The sequence below is a fragment of the Flexivirga sp. genome, from assembly GCF_051955415.1.
Lineage (GTDB): Bacteria > Actinomycetota > Actinomycetes > Actinomycetales > Dermatophilaceae > Flexivirga.
This window is the reverse complement of record NZ_JBQCGS010000102.1, coordinates 57080-77662: the sequence shown is the minus strand read 5'-3', so window position 1 is coordinate 77662 and position 20583 is coordinate 57080. Positions and strand designations below refer to the sequence as shown.

Annotated in this window: 16 protein-coding genes; 5 read left to right on the top strand and 11 right to left on the bottom strand. The window is 69.6% G+C overall.

Going from position 1 to position 20583, the window contains the following annotated elements:
• Nucleotides 1-134: 134 nt before the first annotated feature.
• The gene (locus ACTHL4_RS16455) at nt 135-968 is read left to right on the top strand and encodes a TrmB family transcriptional regulator (RefSeq protein ID WP_440283844.1); all 834 of its coding nucleotides are present in this window, start codon (nt 135-137) and stop codon (nt 966-968) included.
• Between the two features lie 127 nt (nt 969-1095).
• Here ACTHL4_RS16455 and ACTHL4_RS16450 read toward each other — a convergent pair whose 3' ends face one another.
• Nucleotides 1096-3297, bottom strand: coding sequence for a helicase-associated domain-containing protein (locus ACTHL4_RS16450; RefSeq protein ID WP_440283843.1), 2202 nt, complete (start codon nt 3295-3297; stop codon nt 1096-1098).
• 157 nt (nt 3298-3454) lie between these two features.
• Between ACTHL4_RS16450 and ACTHL4_RS16445 the strand changes: the two genes are divergently transcribed.
• On the top strand, nt 3455-5092 hold the full coding sequence (locus tag ACTHL4_RS16445; protein ID WP_440283842.1) for an AMP-binding protein: 1638 nt from the start codon (nt 3455-3457) through the stop codon (nt 5090-5092).
• The gene (locus ACTHL4_RS16440; RefSeq protein WP_440283841.1) at nt 5085-6014 is read left to right on the top strand and encodes an aldose 1-epimerase family protein; all 930 of its coding nucleotides are present in this window, start codon (nt 5085-5087) and stop codon (nt 6012-6014) included. The genes ACTHL4_RS16445 and ACTHL4_RS16440 overlap by 8 nt, the downstream gene beginning before the upstream one ends.
• Nucleotides 6015-6195: 181 nt before the next feature.
• Here the strand turns inward: ACTHL4_RS16440 and menD are convergent, their stop codons facing one another.
• The 6 genes from menD to ACTHL4_RS16410 all read right to left on the bottom strand — a co-directional run bounded on the left by menD (nt 6196) and on the right by ACTHL4_RS16410 (nt 14402).
• Complete coding sequence (menD, locus tag ACTHL4_RS16435) at nt 6196-7962, bottom strand: 2-succinyl-5-enolpyruvyl-6-hydroxy-3-cyclohexene-1-carboxylic-acid synthase (RefSeq protein ID WP_440283840.1); 1767 nt, start codon at nt 7960-7962, stop codon at nt 6196-6198.
• Nucleotides 7963-8005: 43 nt separating this feature from the next.
• Nucleotides 8006-9352, bottom strand: a complete 1347-nt coding sequence (locus tag ACTHL4_RS16430; RefSeq protein ID WP_440283839.1) for an MFS transporter — start codon at nt 9350-9352, stop codon at nt 8006-8008.
• A 46-nt stretch (nt 9353-9398) separates the two neighbouring features.
• Complete coding sequence (gene treZ / locus ACTHL4_RS16425; RefSeq protein ID WP_440283838.1) at nt 9399-11105, bottom strand: malto-oligosyltrehalose trehalohydrolase; 1707 nt, start codon at nt 11103-11105, stop codon at nt 9399-9401.
• Nucleotides 11102-13513 carry a malto-oligosyltrehalose synthase gene (gene treY, locus ACTHL4_RS16420; protein WP_440283837.1) on the bottom strand — a complete coding sequence of 804 codons (2412 nt, stop codon included), beginning with the start codon at nt 13511-13513 and terminating at the stop codon, nt 11102-11104. Before treY ends, treZ begins: the two co-directional genes overlap by 4 nt.
• 103 nt (nt 13514-13616) lie before the next feature.
• Nucleotides 13617-14219, bottom strand: coding sequence for an NAD(P)H-dependent oxidoreductase (locus ACTHL4_RS16415; protein ID WP_440283903.1), 603 nt, complete (start codon nt 14217-14219; stop codon nt 13617-13619).
• Nucleotides 14220-14270: 51 nt separating this feature from the next.
• The gene (locus ACTHL4_RS16410; RefSeq protein ID WP_440283836.1) at nt 14271-14402 is read right to left on the bottom strand and encodes a hypothetical protein; all 132 of its coding nucleotides are present in this window, start codon (nt 14400-14402) and stop codon (nt 14271-14273) included.
• 83 nt (nt 14403-14485) lie between these two features.
• Here ACTHL4_RS16410 and ACTHL4_RS16405 point away from each other — a divergent pair, with 83 nt between their 5' ends.
• A complete protein-coding gene (locus ACTHL4_RS16405) occupies nt 14486-14839 on the top strand; it encodes a winged helix-turn-helix transcriptional regulator (protein ID WP_440283835.1) in 354 nt (117 codons plus the stop codon).
• A gap of 3 nt (nt 14840-14842) precedes the next feature.
• Here the strand turns inward: ACTHL4_RS16405 and ACTHL4_RS16400 are convergent, their stop codons facing one another.
• The 3 genes from ACTHL4_RS16400 to ACTHL4_RS16390 all read right to left on the bottom strand — a co-directional run bounded on the left by ACTHL4_RS16400 (nt 14843) and on the right by ACTHL4_RS16390 (nt 17389).
• The gene (locus ACTHL4_RS16400) at nt 14843-15868 is read right to left on the bottom strand and encodes a GNAT family N-acetyltransferase (RefSeq protein WP_440283834.1); all 1026 of its coding nucleotides are present in this window, start codon (nt 15866-15868) and stop codon (nt 14843-14845) included.
• Nucleotides 15865-16278 carry a VOC family protein gene (locus ACTHL4_RS16395; protein WP_440283833.1) on the bottom strand — a complete coding sequence of 138 codons (414 nt, stop codon included), beginning with the start codon at nt 16276-16278 and terminating at the stop codon, nt 15865-15867. Before ACTHL4_RS16395 ends, ACTHL4_RS16400 begins: the two co-directional genes overlap by 4 nt.
• A 94-nt stretch (nt 16279-16372) precedes the next feature.
• Nucleotides 16373-17389, bottom strand: coding sequence for a CapA family protein (locus tag ACTHL4_RS16390; RefSeq protein WP_440283832.1), 1017 nt, complete (start codon nt 17387-17389; stop codon nt 16373-16375).
• Between the two features lie 377 nt (nt 17390-17766).
• Between ACTHL4_RS16390 and ACTHL4_RS16385 the strand changes: the two genes are divergently transcribed.
• Complete coding sequence (locus tag ACTHL4_RS16385; RefSeq protein WP_440283831.1) at nt 17767-18186, top strand: hypothetical protein; 420 nt, start codon at nt 17767-17769, stop codon at nt 18184-18186.
• 162 nt (nt 18187-18348) lie between these two features.
• On the opposite strand, the gene katG is transcribed toward ACTHL4_RS16385, so the two are convergent.
• Nucleotides 18349-20559, bottom strand: a complete 2211-nt coding sequence (gene katG / locus ACTHL4_RS16380; RefSeq protein ID WP_440283830.1) for a catalase/peroxidase HPI — start codon at nt 20557-20559, stop codon at nt 18349-18351.
• Between the last annotated feature and the right edge of the window lie 24 nt (nt 20560-20583).

Sequence of the window (20583 nt, the reverse complement as noted above, 5' to 3'; positions counted from 1 at the left end):
ATTCAGATTGTCACCACTGGTTGGTGGTGGCAACCGGGGAACTTACTCCGGAGCATCGCCAGCGCGGGGTCAAGGAACAGCAATGGTCTGTCAAGAGTTTGGTCAAAGCTGCGATCGGCCCGAGGATGGTCTCCATGTCAGCCGACCTTGACGACATCTGCCGCGTGCTGCGGGATCTCGGACTCACGTCATACGAAGCGAAGGCGTATGCCGTTCTGGTGCAACGCAATTCGTCCACAGCGGTGGAGCTCGCGCGCGGCGCGCGCATCCCGCGGCAGCGGATCTACGACGTCGTCGACGGGTTGGTCCAGCGAGGCCTGGCGCGACCGCTGAGCGGGGAGGTGGTGTCGTTCGCCGCCACCGACCCCCGGATCGCCATCTCCGGGCTGGTGGCCGAGCACCGCCAGCGCTTCAGCTCGCTCGCGCTCAACGCGGACAACGTGTCCGAGGAGCTGTCCGGGTTGTGGCACAGCGGTCAGCAGGAACAGACCCCGCTGGCGTTCGTCGAGTTCTTGCGTGACCCGGCGAGTCTCGGGGCACGCTTCCTGGAGCTGCAGAGCCGCGCGACCACGTCGATGCTGCTGTTCACCCGTCAGCCGTACGTCGTGGACAACAATGGTCCCGGCCTCGACGCGACCCGGCGGATCGCCGAGTCCGGCGGTGACGTGCGGTGTTGCTACGAGCGTGAGGTGCTCGACTCCGCCGCATCTGTGGAGACGCTCAAGCAGTTCGTCGAGGCGGGGGAGCAGGGCCGCATCGTCGAGAAGATCCCGATGAAACTGTGCCTGGTCAACGGAACTCACGCGCTCTTCTCGCTGACCGACCCGGTGGCCGGTGGCCTGACGGCGACCAATGTGCTGGTCGAACACCCCGATCTCGCAACCTCGCTGACCTATGCGTTCGAGGCGATGTGGGCCACCGGACGACCCGTGCTCGACGTGGCCCGGGAGGCCGGCTACGACGTCTAGCCACCCCACGCTGGTCGAGTGCCGGGGGAGCGGGTGTATCGAGACCAAGTGCACCGGAACGTGGTCTCGATACGGCTCGCCCTTGGGGGCTCGCCTACTCGACCGAGGTCGCTCCTCCGCACCGCTCCTATGCCGGTGCGACGCCGGTGATCCGGTGGATGGAGAAGGTGCGTGGCTCGCGGCCTGCGCCGACCAGGCCGGTGACCCGTCCGCCGTCCGCGCGCTGCGGGCGGAAGAGCGTGCGGTGCAAGATGCCGCCGGGGTCGGAGTAGCCGATCCACACCTCGGTCCCGTCGGCCGCGGCGTCCTGCAGCATGGCCAGTGTCACGGTCGGATCGGTCGACGGGATGCGCGGCCCGGAGCCGTTCGACGACCTGCCGGCGGCTGTCTCCTCGCCTCGGCGGACGTGGGCGATGACGTCGTCGATCAGGTCGTCCGAGACGGCGTCGAGCCGTGGCGGTTCACTCACCCGGGGCGTCGCCGCACGGGCGCGGCTGCCGCCGACGTGCACGACCTGCCCGTCCTGACCTTCGGCGACCGGCGAATAACCGTGCTGGCGCAGCATTTCCAGCACAGTGGCCGGATGTGCGGGTGAGACCACCACCGATGGTGCGATTTTGCGCAGCTGGAGGGCGGAGAGGTTGCGATCGCTGGTCATCGCGTCGAGCATCGCCGTGTCGTCGTTACGCAGATAGCAACTCGCGGTACCGACCCGCGTCTGACCGTGCCGGCGTGCCACGTCCGAGATGAGGTATTCCAGCGGCTGCGGCAACGGCGTGGGACTGGCGACCCTCAGCTGTTCGACCAGGTCGGTCGCGGACCGGCCGGCATCCAGCGCCCGCCGGATGCTCTTGTCGGTGAAACGGTAGACGGTTGCGCCGCCTCGGGATTCGACATCGGCAGCCACCTGCATGAGTGCCTGCAGCTCCTCGGTCAACGGGCCGGGTGCGACCGCCGTCAGGTCCGCCTGCAGCAGCAGGTGATCGACCTGCGCCGGCATGGCGGCACTCATCGCGGCTGCCGCGTCCTCTCCCGCCAGCAGAGCGCGGCCCGGTGTCGACAGCACCCCACGGCCGGTGACCCCGAGCCAGGCGGCCTCTCGCAGCACGTCCGCGGCGCGCGTCGGGGCGCCCTCGGGCAGTCGCAACGGGCGCTGCCAGTGCAGCATGGCATCGACGTATTCCGTTGGCACCGCGACGGATCGGTCGACGCCGGCGAGGATGGAGAGCACATCGTGCCGGCGACTGCGCATCACCGGCCAACCGACCTCGGCGCTGAGCACGTTGATCGTCCCCTGGTCGGTCGACGTGCTGGCGAGCGAGGGGGCGCGGGTCGTGCGCAGCCACGCGGTGGCCAGCACCTCCCACCGCGAGGCGGTGTCGCTGTCGGCCCAGTCGTCATACGCGGTGGTCGGCAGCCAGCAGGGCTCGAAGTCGCCGTTGCTGGCCACGAGCCGGGCGGCATACGCCAGCTCGATGACGAAGGCGGCGAGCGGTAGATCGGCGTCGAGCGCGGTCGCGGCGGCGCGATGATCGCGCACGCTCAGCCCTCCGGACCGCAGCACCCGGGGCGCAGCGTCCTCCCATGAACGCAGCAATGTCTCCACCCGCCAGAGCAGTTCGAGCGCCGCACCCGCCGCAGCGGCGTCGACGTCGTGGGCGAGCAACCGCTGCGTCGGGGGTGACGGCGGCGTGATGCCGTCCTGGTAGAGGCGTCCGTCGCGCAGTGCCAGCCCGGTCTCCCGCGGGATGACACCGCCGTCGTCGGTGCGGACCACCAGTCCCGCGGACACCAGCTCCTCCAGCACACCGGTGGCCGACGGCCCGTCGAAGCCGGCCCGCGGATGCCGCCACAGCAGCCGGTCGATCGCTGCTCGCGCGCCATCGCTGAGCTGTGCGTATGCCGCCGGCGCCGCCTGGCTGAGGTCCGGGACGCCGAGCTCACGGGCCGGTGGCCCGAGTCGCGCCGGGCTGCTCAGGACCTCGCCGACCGCACGGGCCGGGCGATAACCCTCCGGGCTGCGCCACAGCAGCGCCTGGTCCCACAGCGCGCGACATGCCGCCTGCACCGTGCGTTTACTGGCGCCCAGCAGCGCGGGCGCCGCGTCGGCCCCCGCTACCAGGACCGCTTCGAGCACCCGGAGCCGGTCGGCGGGCAACAGGTCGAGGGCACGCTGCACGCTGCCGCGGGTTGCTGCGCGAGCGGCCAGCGACGTCACGTCACCCGGTGCCGGCCGGGTCAGGTCCGGCCGCGCGGCCAGCAGCGCATGCAACTGCGCGTCACTGCGCGCGCGCATGTCGTCGGCGAAGCTGCGGGCGGATCTCGGCACCGCCCAAGGATAGGCGTTCGACGGATGCGGCATCGTGATGCGCCGAGCGCCGGCCGGATGACGACGGTGGTCGCACGCCTGCGGCAACGCCCTGCCGCGGCCCGGTCGACTGACCTACTGTGAGAGGCAACACGTCGCCAGCCCGCAGGAGGTCCTGATGTCCGTCAGCAGCCACCCGTCATACGCCAGTGGCACCTCGCACGCGCCGCTGCTCGGTGACACGATCGGCGACAACCTGCGCCGGACCGCAGCCCGATTCGGGGACCGGGACGCCATGGTGGACATGCCGAGTGGCCGGCGGTGGACCTACATCGAGTTCGACGAGGCAGTCGACGAAGTGGCCCGTGGCCTGTTGGCGGCCGGCATCGACAAGGGGGACCGGGTCGGCATCTGGTCGCCCAACTGCCCCGAGTGGACGCTCGTGCAATACGCCACTGCCCGCGTCGGCGCCATCATGGTGTGCGTCAACCCGGCGTACCGATCGCACGAGTTGGCCTATGTGGTCAAACAATCCGGCATGCGCATGATCGTCAGCGCGCAGTCGCACAAGACGTCCGACTACCGGTCGATGCTGGAGGAGGTGCGCGGCGAGTGCCGCGACCTGCAGGACGTCGTCTACATCGGCGACCCGTCGTGGGACGTGCTGGTGGCCGGTGCGGCACGGGTGACGGCCGACGAGCTGACCCGGCGGTCGGAAGGGCTGTCGGCCGACAACCCGATCAACATCCAATACACCTCCGGCACCACCGGATTCCCGAAGGGTGCGACGCTCTCGCACCACAACATCCTCAACAACGGCTACTTCGTCGGTGAACTGGTCGACTACACCGAGCAGGACCGCATCTGCCTGCCGGTGCCCTTCTACCACTGCTTCGGGATGGTGATGGGCAACCTCGCGGCGACCTCGCACGGTGCCTGCATGGTCATCCCGGCGCCGTCGTTCGAGGCCGGCGCGACGCTGAAAGCCGTTGAGGCAGAACGCTGCACGTCGTTGTATGGCGTCCCGACGATGTTCATCGCCGAGCTGTCGCTGATCGACCAGGGTGAGCAGAGCTTCGACCTGAGCACGCTGCGCACCGGCATCATGGCGGGCTCGCCGTGTCCGGTGGAGGTGATGAAGCGCGTCATCGCGGAGATGAACATGAGCGAGGTCGCGATCTGTTACGGCATGACCGAGACCTCGCCGGTCTCGACGATGACCCGCACCGACGACACCCTGGCGCGCCGCACCGAGACGACGGGCCGGGTCATGCCGCACCTCGAGGTCAAGATCGTCGACCCGGCAACGGGGTTGACGGTGCCTCGTGGCGCCACCGGCGAGCTGTGCACCCGCGGCTACAGCGTGATGCTCGGCTATTGGGAGCAGCCCGACAAGACCGCCGAGGCGATCGACGGCGCGCGCTGGATGCACACCGGTGACCTCGCCACGATGGACGACGACGGCTACGTCAATGTCGTCGGCCGCATCAAGGACCTGGTCATCCGCGGCGGGGAGAACATCTACCCGCGCGAGGTCGAGGAGTTCCTCTACACACACCCGCAGATCGCCGACGTGCAGGTGATCGGGGTGCCGGACGAGAAGTACGGCGAGGAGTTGATGGCCTGGATCATTATGCGCTCCGGCGAGCGACCGCTGACCGCGGACGCCGTGCGCGACTTCTGCGAGGGCCGCCTGGCGCACTACAAGGTGCCGCGCTACGTGCATGTCACCGATGAGTTCCCGATGACCGTCACCGGCAAGATCCGCAAGGTCGAGATGCGCGAGGCCGCCCGTAAGATTCTTGCCGATGACTGAACAACAGAGCATTCCGCCGTCCGGCGAGCAGTGGGAGATCCGGCACGGTGCGCAGCGGCTCACCGTCGTGAGCGTCGGTGGCGGCATACGCTCGTATGACGCCGGCGACCGGCCGGTGCTGCACGGCTATCCGCTGAACGCCAGGGCCGACGCCGGCCGCGGGCAACTGCTGATGCCGTGGCCCAACCGCATCGCGGACGGCACCTACACGTTCGACGGCAAGGACCAGCAGCTGCCACTGACCGAGCCCACGCGGCACAACGCAATGCACGGCCTCGTCCGCTGGGAGCAGTGGTCGCTGATCGACGCGACGGATTCGGCTCTCACCGTGGGTTTCCGGCTGATGCCCAGCCCGGGCTGGGACACGATCCTCGACCTGCGGGTCCGCTACGAGCTGAGCGACGACGGGCTCACCGTGACGCCGAGCGCCACCAACGTCGGGTCGGTCCGCGCACCGTTCGGGTTCGGGGCGCATCCCTACCTGACCGTCGGTGAGGACGAGGTCGACGAGTTGACCCTGTCGGTCCCGGCGACCGACTACCTCACGGTCGACGACCAGTTGCTGCCCACCGGCACCCGACCGGTCGAGGGCACCGACTACGACTTCCGCCGTCCCCGTCCCATCGGGCAGACCGTGCTCGACACCGCATTCACCGGCTTGGCGGCCGGCGACGACGGCCGGTGGCGGGTCACTCTCAGCACGGCCGCACGCAGCACGACGATGTGGGCGCAGGCCGACACCTTCGGTTACACCCAGGTGTTCACCGGCGACACGCTGCCGGGGGCCCGGGCCCGGCACACCGGCGTGGCCGTGGAGCCGATGAGCTGCCCGGCGGGTGCCTTCGCCACCGGTGAGGCGCTCGTCGTGCTGGAGCCCGGCGCCGGTTGGTCCGGCCAGTGGGGCATCGCGCACCAGGGCTGACGCCGCTGACGCCGCCCGCCACTCCACCGAGCGCACACCACTCTCCACCGAGCACACACCGCACTCCACCGAGCACACACCGCACTCCACCGAGCGGACACCTTACGACCGAGCGGACACGAAAATTGCGGCCTGGGAGGCCGATTGTTGTGTCCGCTCGGTGCGTTGTGTGTCCGCTCGATCAGTCGGCGGGCTGCGGGGCCAGCGCACCGGCAGCGGCCGCGGCCAGCTCGGCGCGCAGCTCTCGCTGCCCGTCGCGGGAGATCCTGACCTCGCACACCCGGATGCCCTTGCGCGGGTTGGCGATCCGTTCGGCCAGCACGTCGGGGTCGCCGACATACTCGTGCTCGATGCCGTGCGCGGCGCACAGCTCGCTGATGTTGGTGTCGGTGGGTGTGGCGAAGATCCGCTCGAACGGCCGGGACAGCTCGGTCCGGCCCGGTTCGAGGGTGCCGAAGATGCCGCCGCCGTTGTCGTTCATCACCACGATCGTCAGGTCCGGGCGCGGTTCGTGGGGCCCGATCAGCAGCGCATTGGTGTCGTGCAGGAAGGTCAGGTCCCCGACGAGCGCGACCGCCGGGTGCGGCGCTCGGGACAGCGCGAAGCCGATGGCGGAGGAGATGACGCCGTCGATGCCGGCCAGGCCGCGATTGCCGACGGCCATCACGCCATGGGTGATCTCCCGGGGGTCGCGCGCCAGGTCGACGTCGCGTGCGGTGTTGGAGGATCCGACATACATCCCGGCCTCCGCGGGCAGGTTGTGCACCACGGTGCGGGCGACGGCCGGACCGCTCGGCCAGCTCGCTTCGATCAGCGGCACGGCGGCGGCAGCCACGACCTGTCCGGCGGTGCGCCATTGGGACGCCCAGGCACGGTCGACGCAGGAGGCGACCGCCTGGTGACTGCGCTCGATGTCGTCCCATTCGTGCACGCGCCGGACGACGTGCCCGGGGTCGGCCCACGAGGTCAGCGGCGTGACCGCCTCGACGGTGATCGCCGGGTTCTGCAACAGTCGCGCCACGTCGCGGTCGAGGGTCACCCGGCCGCCGATGAGCACCCGCTCGGGCAGATGCTCGTCGACCCACTCGTGGGCCCGTAGCAGCAGCGGGCCGTTCGGCGTCACCCGGCCACGGCGGTAGGCCCCGAACGGCTCGGCCATGATCGGCCAACCGGCCGCGTCCGCGAGCTCGGCGAGCTCCGACGACTGATGCGTGGCGGGCAGGTCGCCCAGCAGCACCAGCGTGCGCGGCACGGGGGCGATGCCGGAGCCGGTGACGGCGCCACGCCCGTGCGAGTCGGGCCGGCGCAGGCTCAGCCACGCCTCACCGTGGGGACGGCCGGCCAGGCTCTCGGGCCAGTCGCTGTCGGTGTCCGTGTCGTCGAGCGCGTCCGGGACCAACGGCTCCCGCAATGGAACGTTGAGGTGCACCGGACCGGGGTCGCCGGAGGGGTAGCCGCGGGACTCGGCGACTGCACGCCCGATCACCGACCGCCAGATGGCCTGCTGCCCCGCGCGCCGCTCCGGGGTGCCGAACTCGTGGAACCAGCGGGTCGACCCGCCGAAGATCTTGACCTGGTCGGTGGTCTGGTTGGCGCCGGTGCCGCGCAGTTCCTGCGGTCGGTCGGCGGTCAGCAGGATCATCGGGACATAGCCGTGCGCCGCCTCCAGGACCGCCGGGTGGAGGTTGGCGACGGCGGTGCCGCTGGTCGTGATGACCGGCACCGGCATCCGGGAGGCCTTGGCCAGGCCGAGAGCGAGGTATGCCGCGGACCTCTCGTCGACCCGCACGTGCAGCCGCACGCGCCCGGCGCGCTCGGCGGCTTCGGCGGCATACGCCAGCGGTGCCGAACGTGAACCGGGAGCCAGCACGACCTCGCGCACGCCCTGGCGGATGAGTTCGTCGAGCAGCACTGTTGCGATCGCAGCGGAAGGATTCACGCTCGCCATCCTCCCAGCCCGCGAGCTGAGGCGCGCGGGGGTGGTGCGCCGGTCAGCCGGCGGTGACCAGCACCTCCTCCTGCGGCGGCTTCCTGTCGCGGGCGAGCACGTCGGCCGGCACCTCCCGCTGCAGGAACGCCTCGGCCGCGCGGACCGCCGGGTGCAGGCCGGCGGTCGCCAGCACCACGATCGCGGCGATGACCAGCCACCCCGGGCCGTGCCAGCTCAGCGCCAGGAAGGTGTATGCCGCAGGCGCCCACCGCCCGCCCAGGGTGGCGAACACCTCCTGAACGCCGCCGTATTCGCCGCGGCGGCGCGGGTCCATCAGCTCCGCCTGGAACGCCCAGCTGCTGGCGGAGATGGCCAGCTCGGCCCCGGTGACCGTGACGTGGCCGAGCCAGACGAGGGTGACGGTGAGCAGACCGGAGGTGCTGTGCGTGACCATCGTGATCAGACAGGACAGCACGAAGAACGCTCCGGAGAAGCGTACGGCCTTCAGCGCATCGGCCAGGGTGTGCACGCCACGGGTGGTGTAGGCCGGCAGGAAGATGCACATCACCGTGTTGGTGCCGAAGAGCCAGGCCAGCAACCAGTGCGGGGAGTCGGTCGCTTCGACCAGCCAGAGCGGGATGACGACGTTGAGCAACACCTGGTTGGTCCACATCGTCCCACCGAAGAAGCTGACCGCCATCCAGCCGACGTTGTGCAGCGGTCCCTTGCCGGGGATCTTCTCCGGTGCGGTCCTGCGGTCGCGGGCGGCTGCCCGGTCGTCGTGTGATGCCCGCGGCAGGCGGGCGATCCAGTAGGCGTTGAGCAGGCCGATCGCCAGGGTGACCAACGGCATCCAGCGCAGCACCGTGAGGTTGTCGAAGGCGAGGGCGACACCGCCGATGATCGCTCCGAGGGTGAAGCCGACGTTGAGCGCGGAGTACATGTAGGCCTGGGTGCGGATACGCTCCTGCTCCGGCATCACGTCGAGGATGTAGGCGTTGCGCCCGGCGCCCGCGGCGTTCTCGATGATCTCGAAGAGGATCACCATCAGCAGGTATGCCGAGAAGCCGCTCATGAACGGCCACAGCCCGAACATCAGCGCGGCCAGCAAGGCGCCGGCCGACCACATGCGTTTGGGCCCGAGGACGTCGACCAGCCGGCCCGCGGGGTAGGCGACCAGGAAGGACACGACGCCGGCCACGGTCAGTCCCAGCCCCACCTGCGCCGCCGACAGCCCGACGACCTGGGTGAAGAAGACGGCGCTGCCGGTCAGGAACGTGCCCTCGCCGGTCGCGAAGAGCAGGGACTGCAGCGACAGCCGGCGCGACAGCGGGGTCGGCGGGATCAGCTGACCGAGTCCGGAACGAGCACGGGTGAAGGCGGTTTTCGGCACGGTGCAGTCGACCACGACGCACCGACAACCGTCACACGATTTTCCGGCCGGCGGGTCGCTGTCAGGTCCGCAGGACCGCCACCGAGTCCGGTCCGACGCTGACCGGCTCCGCACCCCCGCCGGTGACCACGCCGAAGCCGAGGACGACCTCGCCGGGCATCGCGGTGTCGTAGGAGCCGAAATTGGCCAGCACGACGTGGCCGCCGCGATGCACCCGAAGTGTGGCGCCGTTGCGATGCACCTCGACGGCGCCGGTGAGGATCTCGGGGGAGACCCGGCGCAGGCGCAGCAGGGCGGCATACCACTCCAGCAGTCGTGCGTGGTCGCCCTCGGTGATCTCGGACCAGTCGAGCGTTGAGTCGCGGAACGTCGAAACCGCTTGCGGGTCAGGCACGTCCGCCGACCAGCCGTGCTCGGCGAACTCCCGGCGCCGGCCCTCCGAGACCGCCTGGGCGAGTTCGCGCTCCTGGTGGTCGGTGAAGTACTGCCAGGGTGTCGACGCCCCCCACTCCTCACCCATGAAGAGCATCGGTGTGTAGGGCGAGGTCAGCAGGACGGCTGCGGCGGCGGCCAGTCGACCCGGCCCGACGAGTTGCGAAAGGCGCTCTCCGGTGGCGCGATTGCCCACTTGGTCGTGGGTCTGCAACGATGCGACGAAGCGCCACGGCGGGGTGCGGGTCGGGTCCACCGGCCGGCCGTGGTGTCGGCCGCGGAAGCTGGACCAGGTGCCGTCGTGGAAGAACGGCGTGCGCAGGACCTTCTCGAGTGCCGAGGGATCCGCGAAATCCGAGTAATAGCCCTGCGTTTCGCCGGTGAACACCACATGCAGGGCGTGATGTATGTCGTCCGACCACTGCCCGGTCAGACCCAGTCCGGCACCGTGGTCGTCCCGGGGGGCGACCGTGCGGGGGTCGTTGCGGTCGGACTCCGCGATCAGCGTGAGCGGCCGTCCGAGCTGTGCCGACAGCTCGTCGGTGCGCCGCGCGAGCTCCTCGAGGAAGTGCTCGGCACGGCCGTCGTGCAACTCGTGCACCGCGTCCAGGCGCAGACCGTCGAAGTGGAAGTCACGCAACCACATCAGCGCGTTGTCGATGAAGTAGTCACGCACCTCGTCGCTGTCGCGACCGTCCAGGTTGATCGCGGTGCCCCACGGCGTGGAGTAGTGGTCGGTGAAGTAGGGGCCGAACTCCGGCAGGTAGTTGCCGCTCGGTCCGAGGTGGTTGTAGACCACGTCCAGCAGCACGCCGAGACCGCGCTGGTGGCACGCGTCGACGAACCGCTGACACGCGGCTGCGCCGCCATACGCCTCGTGCACGGCGTACGGCGCAACACCGTCGTACCCCCAGCCGCGATCGCCGGGGAACGCGGCGACCGGCATGACCTCGACCAACGAAACGCCCAGCGCCGCAAAGTGATCGAGCTTCTCGACGGCGGCGTCGAAGGTGCCCTCGGCCGTGAAGGTGCCGATGTGCAGCTCATAGACGACCGCGCCGTCCAACGCTCGCCCGCGCCATTCGGAGTCCTGCCAGTCGTGCGCGTCCAGATCGACCACCGCGGACCGGCCGTGCGGCCCGTCGGGCTGCGCCAACGACCTCGGGTCGGGCCGTTCGGGACCACCGTCGAGTCGGAAGGCGTAGCGCCGGCCCGGTGTCGCCACCGCCGCCAGCCGCCACCACTGGCCGTCACGCCGCATCGGCAACCGCCGGTCGCCGAGCGCGAGCTCGACCGTGTCATGGGCGTTCGGTGCCCACACCGCGAACTCGTTCATGACTGCCGCTCCAGCAGCGCGACGGGCCAGGTGGCGAGCACCTCGGCGACACGGTGCCGTCCGTCGCTGGTGAACGTCGCCCCCGAGATGTGGTCGTGCCAGCCACCGGCTGGCAGATCGACGGTCGCATCCGCCCACCCACCGGATCGCTCCTGGCGCGCCGGCGCGCGGGTCGCCAGTGTCACGAACGTCTCGCGCCCGTTGCGCCCGATGGGGCCGGTCAGCCGGCTCGGCTGCACCGATCTGCTGAAGCCGAGCAGGTGCTCGGAACTCGAAACCACCGGGCGGTATGTCGATTCGGCACCGAACGAGCGGGGGTGGTCGCGCCGGATGTGCAGTGCCGTGGTGACGACGTGGAGCTTGTCGGCATCCAGGCCGGTGCCGTCGTCTGCGGTCAGCAGCTCGGCACGGTGCTCGAAATCGACGGGACGCCGGTTGTCCGGATCGACCAGTGACAGGTCGACCAGCTCGGTGCCCTGGTAGGTGTCGGGAACACCGGGCACGGTCAGCTGGAGCAGCTTGGCGCCCAGCACGATCGCCCGCACGGCAAAGGTGTTCGCGCGCACCGCAGCGTCCATCGCCTCCCGCGCCGGCCCGTCCTGGTCGGTGAGCCGGCGGGCGAAGTCGATGACGCGGTGCTCGTAGCCCTCGTCGACGTCCAGCCACGACGTCTTCAGGGATGCCTCCCGCAGCGCCTTCTGCAGGTAGCCGGTGAGCCGCTCGTCCGACAGCTCGCCGGCGCCGATCAGGGTCTGCCAGACGAAATGCGCCGTGCGCCCGTCCACGCGGGCCTGCTTCGCTGCCGTGCGGGTCGCAGCCGAGATCGCCTGCCACGCCTCAGGATCCCCGCCGAGCGCCAGCAACCTGGCGCGCACGTCCTCGCTGCGTTTGGTGTCGTGCGTGGACAACGTGGTCATGGTGGCCGATCGAGCGCCGCGCTGCTTCTTCGCCCAGTCGTGCAGCTCGTCCGCCGACGAGCCGGCCACCCGGCTCGGGTCGCTGCCGACCTCGTTCATGGCGATGAACTCGCCCCAGCGGTAGAAGGTGGTGTCCTCGATGCTCTTGGCCATCACCGGCCCCCACGTCTGCTGCAACCGCACGCCGAAATCAACGGCTGCAGGACGCGTGTCGGTGAGCAGTGCCAGTGGCAGCAACGCGGCCAGCTCGTCCTGCAGGTCCGGGCGTGCATGCAGGGCGCGGTCGTGTGCGGCGTGCAGATCCTCCCGTTGCGCCTGCGTCGGCTTGCGTCCCGGGCGCACGTAGACGCGGTAGACGTCACTGGCGACGAGCAGTTCGACCACGGCGGCCTGTAGGGCGTCGGCGGCCAGGTCCGGCAGCGCCTCGCGGGCACGCCGCGTCAGCCGCTCCACCTCCGGCTGCAGCGAGCGAGCGATCACCTGCCGCTTGGCGACCTCGACCGCGTGCCCGTAGTCCGGGTCGCCGCCCGTGGCAGCCCAAGTCGCTGCCAACGTGGAAGCACTCTCCGGGTCGGCGAGCGCGGACTGTATGACGCGCAGCGCGTCATACCCGGTGGTGCCCGAGCACTTCCAGCTGCGCGGCAGCGTCTCGTCGGGTTCCAGGATCTTCTCCACCCAGATCGGCGTGCCCTTGACCGCCTTGTCGGTGAGCCGCTGCAGGTAACCGACCGGGTCGGCAAGGCCGTCGGGGTGATCGATCCGGAAACCGTCGATCAGGCCGTCGTGGTTGAGCTCCAGCAGCAACGCGTGCGAGGCGTCGAACACCGCCGGATCCTCCACGCGTATGGCGATGAGCGTGTCGACCTCGAAGAAGCGGCGGTAGTTGAGCACGCTGTCCTTCGCACGCCAGTGCGCGAGCCGATAGTGCTGGCGCCACAGCAGATCCGCGACATCGTCGGTGCTGTCGGTGCCGAGCGCGAGAGGCCACGCGTGCTCGTAGTAGCGCAGCACCGGCTCGGCACCGGACCGGTCCAGGGTGATCTCGCCGGCCGCGAGAACTTCGTCCAGCGGCTTGCCGAGCACGGGCAGGCCGATGCGACCGCCGCCGGCCTTCCAGTCGACGTCGAACCAGTCGGAGGTGCTCGCGTCCCGGCCGTCCCGCAACAGCTGCCACAGCTGGGCGTTCTGCGACTCCGGGGCGGGGATGGCCATGTGGTTGGGGACCACGTCGACCACGACGCCCAGGCCGCGGCTGTGCGCCGCCGTGACCAGCTCCTCGAAGCCGGACCGGCCACCGAGTTCTTCGCTGATCCGGGAGTGGTCGACGACGTCATACCCGTGCATCGAGCCGGGCACCGCCTGCAGGATGGGCGAGAGGTAGAGGTGGGAGATGCCCAGCGCGGCGAGGTAGTCCAGCTGCGCCGCTGCATCGGTGAAGGTGAAGCCTTCGTGCAGTTGCAGTCGATAGGTGCTGGTGACGTCACGAGCCATGGCCCCATCATGCCTGTGCGCCTCGTTGGCCGAGGAGCGAGGGACGAGCCCTTCGAGACGCCCGCTCGTTCCTCACGGGCTCCTCAGGGACCACGTCTCGAGGTCAGCGAACGTCAAGACGCGCGATCGTCCCGCAGATGGATCGACAGGTCCGTGCGACCGGAGGCGTGCTGCTCACGCAAGCGACGGTCGCAGTCATAGTCCTCGAGCATCCGGCGGTACGGGATGGGCTCCTCCCGGTCCAGCGACGCGATCCTCGCCCGCACCTGCCCCCCGTGCGTCCTCGATGCCCGGCCAATCGGGGGTGTCGATGCCGAGCAGGGCGAGGGGATTCCAGCGCAGCGATGCCGGTGTACCAGAGGATGCCGTGGGTGATCGGGAACAGCAGGTCGTGGATGTTGCCGTTGAGACCGCGCTCACCGAAGGCGGAGGCTCGGTCACCGGTCGTGGTGATGACGAGCCCGCGTTTTCCGGCGAAGGCGCCGTCGCCGTCCTTGCGCGAATTGCCCGCGGCGTCGTGCAGTCCGTAGGCGAAGCCCTGGGTGAAGACCCGGTCGAACCATCCCTTCATCACCGCCGGCATGCCGGCCCACCACAGTGGAAAAATCAGGACGATCAGGTCGGCGTCCTGCAGGAGTCGCTGGTGGTGCCCGACGAGCGGGTCGAGAGTGCCCTCGCACCGCGCATCGACCGCATGATCACCCACCGGGCGGTCGAACTCGGTGATGCCGTAGTCCGCCGGGCGAACCACTGCATCCTAGTGCAGCTCATTGAGATCCAGCAGATCCACGGTGTACCCGTGGGCGCGTAGCTCTGCGTCCGCGGTGCGGGCCAGGTCGTCGGTCAACGATTGTGCGGACGGCGCCGCGGAGATGAGTAGTGCTCGCATACAAAAAACGCTACGTGCATGGTGCCACTTTGGATAGTACGGTCTTTGATGTCACTAATGGGCAACGAGGGAACGGAGCCGGGATGCGGGATGCAGTGCGTCGGGCCCTGGCAATCTGCCCGGTCGAGGTGGGAGTCGCGGTCGCCGGCGGCGACTGGAAGCTGACGACCGTCTACCGGCTCCGCAACGGCCCGTTGCGCTTCGGCGAGTTGCAACGGCAGGTGGGTCCGGTCTCCGCCAAGACGCTCACGCGGCAACTGCGTGCGCTTGAGACCGATGGCGTCGTCATACGCACGGTGTATGCCGAGGTGCCGCCGCGCGTCACCTACGAGCTCACCGAGGCCGGTATGGCGCTCGCCGAGATCGCCGACCTGATCGGCGCGTGGGGCACGAAGTATGTCGGCGACCCGGGCGAGCCCGAACAGCTCTCGGGCTGAACGCTACTCGGCGGGCGCGCGGGTCAGCACGTGCGCACAGGTGCTGGCGATGCGCTGGTAGCCGAGTTTCTCGTAGAGGCGAAGGGCACCGGTCGCATTGGCAGCATCGACGCCGAGCCCAGCTGCGTCCATGCCGGATTCGCCGAAACGGCGCATGGATTCGGCCAGTAGCGCCGCGGCCACGCCTCGTCCGCGATGGCTGCGCAGCACACCCAGTTGGTCCGTGTAGCCCTCGCTGTAGCCCTGTGGCTCCCAGTCCTGCTCCCACGCGTAGTTCATCGCTGCGCCGATGACCCGGCCGGTGTCTTCGTCGATCGCCAGCACGGTCCACGCAGGACGGAATCCGTGTGAGTCGATGCCTTCCTGCCACATCTGGGCGGTCACGGTGGTGTGACCCCAGTGCTCACGGAACGCCTCGTCCATCACCTGGTGGACCTCGTCATTGCGCGCGAGGTCCCAATCGACCAGCCGCACACCGTCGAGCACAGGCATGTCGACAGGGCCGTCGAGCCGGCGGGACATCTCGAAGAAGTAGCGATCCGTGAGCAATTGGTGTCGCGCTGCCAGATCGCGCACATCCGCCTGCTCCGTCGGCGCGAAAAGTCGCAACGCCAGAGGACCGTAGCCCGGGCGGCGTGACGCGTCGTCCCAGGCGAGGCCGTGCGCGAGCTCCCACTGCAGGACCGCTGTGCCGATGCCTTCGCCGCGCCGGTCGGGTCGGACTGCTCCGACGAGGCGACCGATACGGCGTTCGGTGATGGCCCGGTTGCAGCCGGACCACGCAGTGGCGACGATGCGGCCATCGGCGTCGTGTCCGACGAGCGTGTCCGCCTCCGGGACGGAGCGTGGCGAGTCCCAGAATTCTTCGAGGTCGGCCAGTGAGGTTCGTTCGGGATTGGCGTCATACGTCTCGCACTCGGTGTAGAACTCGGCGATGGCGGGCAGATCCTCACGGCCGAACGGCTGCCATGAGATGCCCGGCAGTTCGTCGAGTCGCTGACGGGCCGCAGTTTCCGAGGGAAGCTTCATGCGTTGTCGTGCTTGAGGATTCGCGCTGCCTCATCCGAGGTCAGCAACACGACGTTGCCGTCCGGATCGTCGACCATCGCGGCATACGGACCCTGGGTACGTCGCGGCGCCATCCGGCCGTGGTGGCCGGCGGCGGTGAGCTTGGCCCACATCGCGTCGACGACGGCATCGTCACCCGCGAAGAACTCCAGCAGTTGCTGATAGCCGCCGTCCGGCCGGCTCCAGGTCGGGTCGTTGGAGCCGGCGAAGCCTTCGACGAGGATGAGGCTGACCCCGCTGGGCATTCGCAGGGCTGAGACGGGTCGGTCCTGGCGTGGATCCGGCATCGCCAGGCCGAGCGTGCGGTAGAACTCGACCGATCTCGCGACATCGCGCACCTCGAGCACGACCATGCTCAGTTGCATCTCCATCTGCCCAGTCTGGGTGAATGCGGTCGATCTCGACACCGAATTTCCCGGTCCGGACACACGCCCCCACCGTCATTCGGCAAGAAAGACCTCGACCTCAGGGCAGTGGCGTTGCGCCGCACCTGTCGCCACCGGCCCGCAGCGCCGAGTTGGTGCGCTGCCACGACGCCGGGTCCGACGCCCGTGTCACCGGTCGGATGACGTACCCATGCGCGCGGTCCACCCGGGTCGGCCGGAACTTCTCGGTCGTGGTGACCTTCCCCGAGGCATCACGCCGGAAGGTCACCAGCGCGATGACGCCGTCCTGTGCCGCCTCGGTCGACCTCCGGCCGCCATACGCGACGATGCCGGCGGCCTGGTCGGACAGGGCGTTGCCGAGGCTGTAATTGACCAGCCGGCCATCGATCCGCTCACACGGCTGCACCACGTGCGGGTGGTTACCGATGATGTAATCGACCGTGCCGGAGGAGAGCAGTTCCGTTGCGAGACGGCGTTGTTCGGCAGTCGGCCGTGGGTCTTGCTCCTCTCCCCAATGCATCGAGACGAGCACCAGATCGGCGCCGTGCGCTCGCGCTGACCGGGCGTCGGCCTCGATGCCGCGGGCGCCGACCACGTCATACAGGTTGCGGGCGGCCCACGGCGCGCCGACGGGCACGTGCCGGATGTTCCCGACCGTGTTGTCCAGGGTGTAGCTGTAGGACAGCTGCGCGATGGTGAAGCCCTTCGCCCGGTAGATGGCCGGCTGGCCGGGGTGTGCGGCGTCGGCGCCGGGTCCCGCGGCCTGCAGCCCCGCCCGATGCAGGATCTCCCGGGTGGCGCCCACGCCGGCGAGCTGCTGGTCGAAGGAGTGGTTGTTCGCCGTGCTGCAGCCGTCGAAGCCCGCCCCGCGCAGCGCCGTCGCGAACGCCGTCGGCGCCCCCATGACCAAGCCGTGACTGAGGTTGGCGCCGGTCGCGCCCAGCGGTGTTTCCAGCTGGCAGATCGCCACATCGGCCGCCCGGATCGTCGGGGCGAGCTGGGCGAACATCGGGTCGAAATCCCACGTCGTCCCGCGCCTGGCCGCGGCGAGCACCGCCGCGTGCGGGATCTCGTCACCCGATACGGCGATCGTCACCGTGCCGGGTTCGTGGCGCGCGGATGGCGTCGTGGCGTCATTCGTCCGCGCCGACGAGGGCGACCGGGTACCGACTGCGGGCGAGCTGTATGACGCACCGGGCGACCGCGGGACCGCGCTGCTCGATGCCCTGGACGCGGGCATCGACGTGCCAGCGGAGGCGGGGGCCGCGGCCGAGTCACCGGTGGACGACCGGGCGCCGGTGGAGCAGGCGGCGAGCGTGAGCACCGTCAGGGCCACCAGAGTCGTCCGACGGGCGGGTTGGAAACGGCGGGACGACATGGGGCGAGAGCGTAACCGACACCGGCGCTTCAACTGCGGTAGCTTCCCGTACGTACTCACCAGTAAGTTCGACCCCTTCGTCAGGAGCGGAACCCATGGGAAAGTTCGATTCGCCGGTCAAAGCAGCCCCGGGCTCGGACCTCAACGCCAAGCAGGAGGGCCTGCTGTGGGCGGTCGTCACGGTGCTGGCCTTCGTCGTGTTGCTCTTCCTCGACTTCATCTTCCAGCCGGACACCTCCTCGCTGCCGGGCCCGACCTGGCTCACCGGTCCGATCATCGGCTTCGTGATCGGGATCATCGCTGCACTGGTGGTCAAGCCGCGCAGCTGGCAGGTGCAATCCTGGATCGTGCCCGGCGTCGTGCTGGTCCTGGTCATCCTGTGCGAGCTCTTCCAGGGCGACGCGCAGTGGGTCGGCCAGGCGCTCGCCACGTTCTTCGTCGGCTTCGGCGGTGGCGTGCTCTTCTTCCGGGCCGCCGAGAAGCAGCACGAGTTCGACCTCGCCCGGCAGGGCTGAATCGCTGCGACCCCACCGCCCCTGGTCACCGACAGGACCACCTCTGCATCGAGGGGACCAGCAACTCGGCCGATTTGCTGGTCCCCTCGATCGTGTGCTGGTCCTGTCGGTCAGCGGGGCTGTGCCGCTCGATCAGGCCGAGCGAGCACTCTCACCGTGCGGTCAGGCGCGGGCGGCGCGCTCCACGTCGAAGCGGTCGTTGTCCATGACCTTCGCCCAGGCAGCGACGAACTCGTGCACGAACTTCTCCGCGGCGTCGTCGGAGGCGTAGACCTCGGCCACCGCACGCAGTTCGGAGTTGGCGCTGAACGCCAGGTCCGCACGCGTGCCGGTCCAGGTCTGACCCTGCGGCCCGGTGCCGACGTAGGTGCCCGGCCGGTCGCCCGGCTTCCAGTCGGCGGTGATGTCGAGCAGGTTGACGAAGAAGTCGTTCGTCAGCTGGCCCTCACGGTCGGTGAAGACGCCGGCCTTGTTGTTGCCGGTGTTGGCGCCGAGGACGCGCAGTCCACCGATCAGGACGGTCGTCTCGGGGACCGAGAGGTTGAGCAGGTTCGCCCGGTCCACCAGGTGGAACTCGAACGGCGCCTTCGGCTCGCTCTCGACGAAGTTGCGGAACGCGTCGATCTTCGGCTCCAGGTAGCCGATCTGCTCGACGTCGGTCTGCTCCTGGGTCGCGTCGCCGCGGCCCGGAGTGAACGGCACCTGCACGTCATACCCGGCGGCCTTGGCCGCCTGCTCGACGCCGAGGTTGCCGGCCAGCACGATCGCGTCCGCAACCGAAACGCCTGTCGCCGCAGCGATCTGCTCCAGCTTGGCGACGACCGGACCGGTGACGCCCGGGTCGTTGACCGCCCAGCCCTTCTGCGGCTCCAGCCGCAGCCGGCCACCGTTGGCGCCACCGCGCTTGTCGGAGTTGCGGTAGCAGCCGGCGGCCGCCCAGGCGGTCTTCACCAGCTCCGAGACCGAGAAACCGGCCTCGGCGATCTGCTGGGTGGCCGCGGCGATCGCCTCGGCGCTCGGCGCCTCGGTCGCGGGGATCGGATCCTGCCAAAGGAGTTCCTCGGTCGGTGCCTCGGCGCCGCGGTAACGCGTCGCCGGGCCCATGTCGCGGTGGGTCAGCTTGAACCACGCGCGGGCGTAGGCGTCGGCGAAGGCGTCCGGGTCGTCCAGGAAGCGCTTGGAGATCTTGCCGTACTCCGGGTCGAAGCGCAGCGCCAGGTCGGTGGTCAGCATGCGCGGCTCACGCTTACCGTCACCCTGCGACTCCGGCACCATGTCGGCGCCACCGCCGTTGACGGGCCGCCACTGGTTGGCGCCGGACTCGGACTGGAAGAGCTCCCACTCGTAGCCGTAGAGGATGTGGAAGAACTCGTTGTCCCAGCGGGTGGGGTGGTAGGTCCAGGTGACCTCCAGGCCCGAGCCGATCGCGTCGATGCCCTTACCGCTCTTGTATGACGACTTCCAGCCCAGGCCGTTCTGCTCGTACGGCGCGGCCTCCGGCTCCGGACCGACCTGCTCGGCGTTGCCCGCACCGTGCGTCTTGCCGAAGGTGTGGCCGCCCGCGATCAGGGCGACGGTCTCCTCGTCGTTCATCGCCATACGGGCGAACGTCTCGCGAATGTCCTTGGCGGCGGCCAGCGGGTCGGGGTGACCACCCGGACCCTCGGGGTTGACGTAGATCAAGCCCATCTGCGTTGCGGCCAAAGGATTTTCGAGGTCTCGCTCGCCGGAGTAGCGGTGGTTGTCGCCGAGCCACTCGGTCTCGGCGCCCCAGTAGATGTCGTCGTCCGGCTCCCACGCGTCGACGCGGCCGCCGGCGAAGCCGAAGGTCTTGAAGCCCATGTCCTCCATGGCGGCGTTGCCGGCCAGGACCATCAGGTCGGCCCACGACAGCGACTTGCCGTACTTCTTCTTGACCGGCCACAGCACGCGGCGGGCGCGGTCCAGCAGGACGTTGTCCGGCCAGGAGCTCAGCGGCGCGAAGCGCTGCTGTCCGGTGCCGGCGCCGCCGCGGCCGTCCTGCACGCGGTAGGTGCCTGCGGAGTGCCACGCCATCCGGACGATCAGCGGACCGTAGTGCCCGAAGTCGGCCGGCCACCACTCCTGCGAGGTCTTCAGCGTGCCGATGATGTCGGCCTTGACCTCGGCCAGGTCGAGCGCCTCGAACGCCTCGGCGTAGTCGAAGTCCTCGCCCAGCGGGTTGGCGACCGCGGGGTTCTTGGCCAGGATCTTCAGGTTGAGGCGCTGCGGCCACCACTGCTGGTTGCTGTCGCCCTGCGCCGGCTGCACGAGTTCGTGCATGACCGGGCACTTGCCGCCGCCGGCGTCGCTGTCGTTGATCTCAGCGAGTGGCTGCTCTTCTGTGGTGCTCATGGCGTCCTTTCGTAGCGGCGAGCG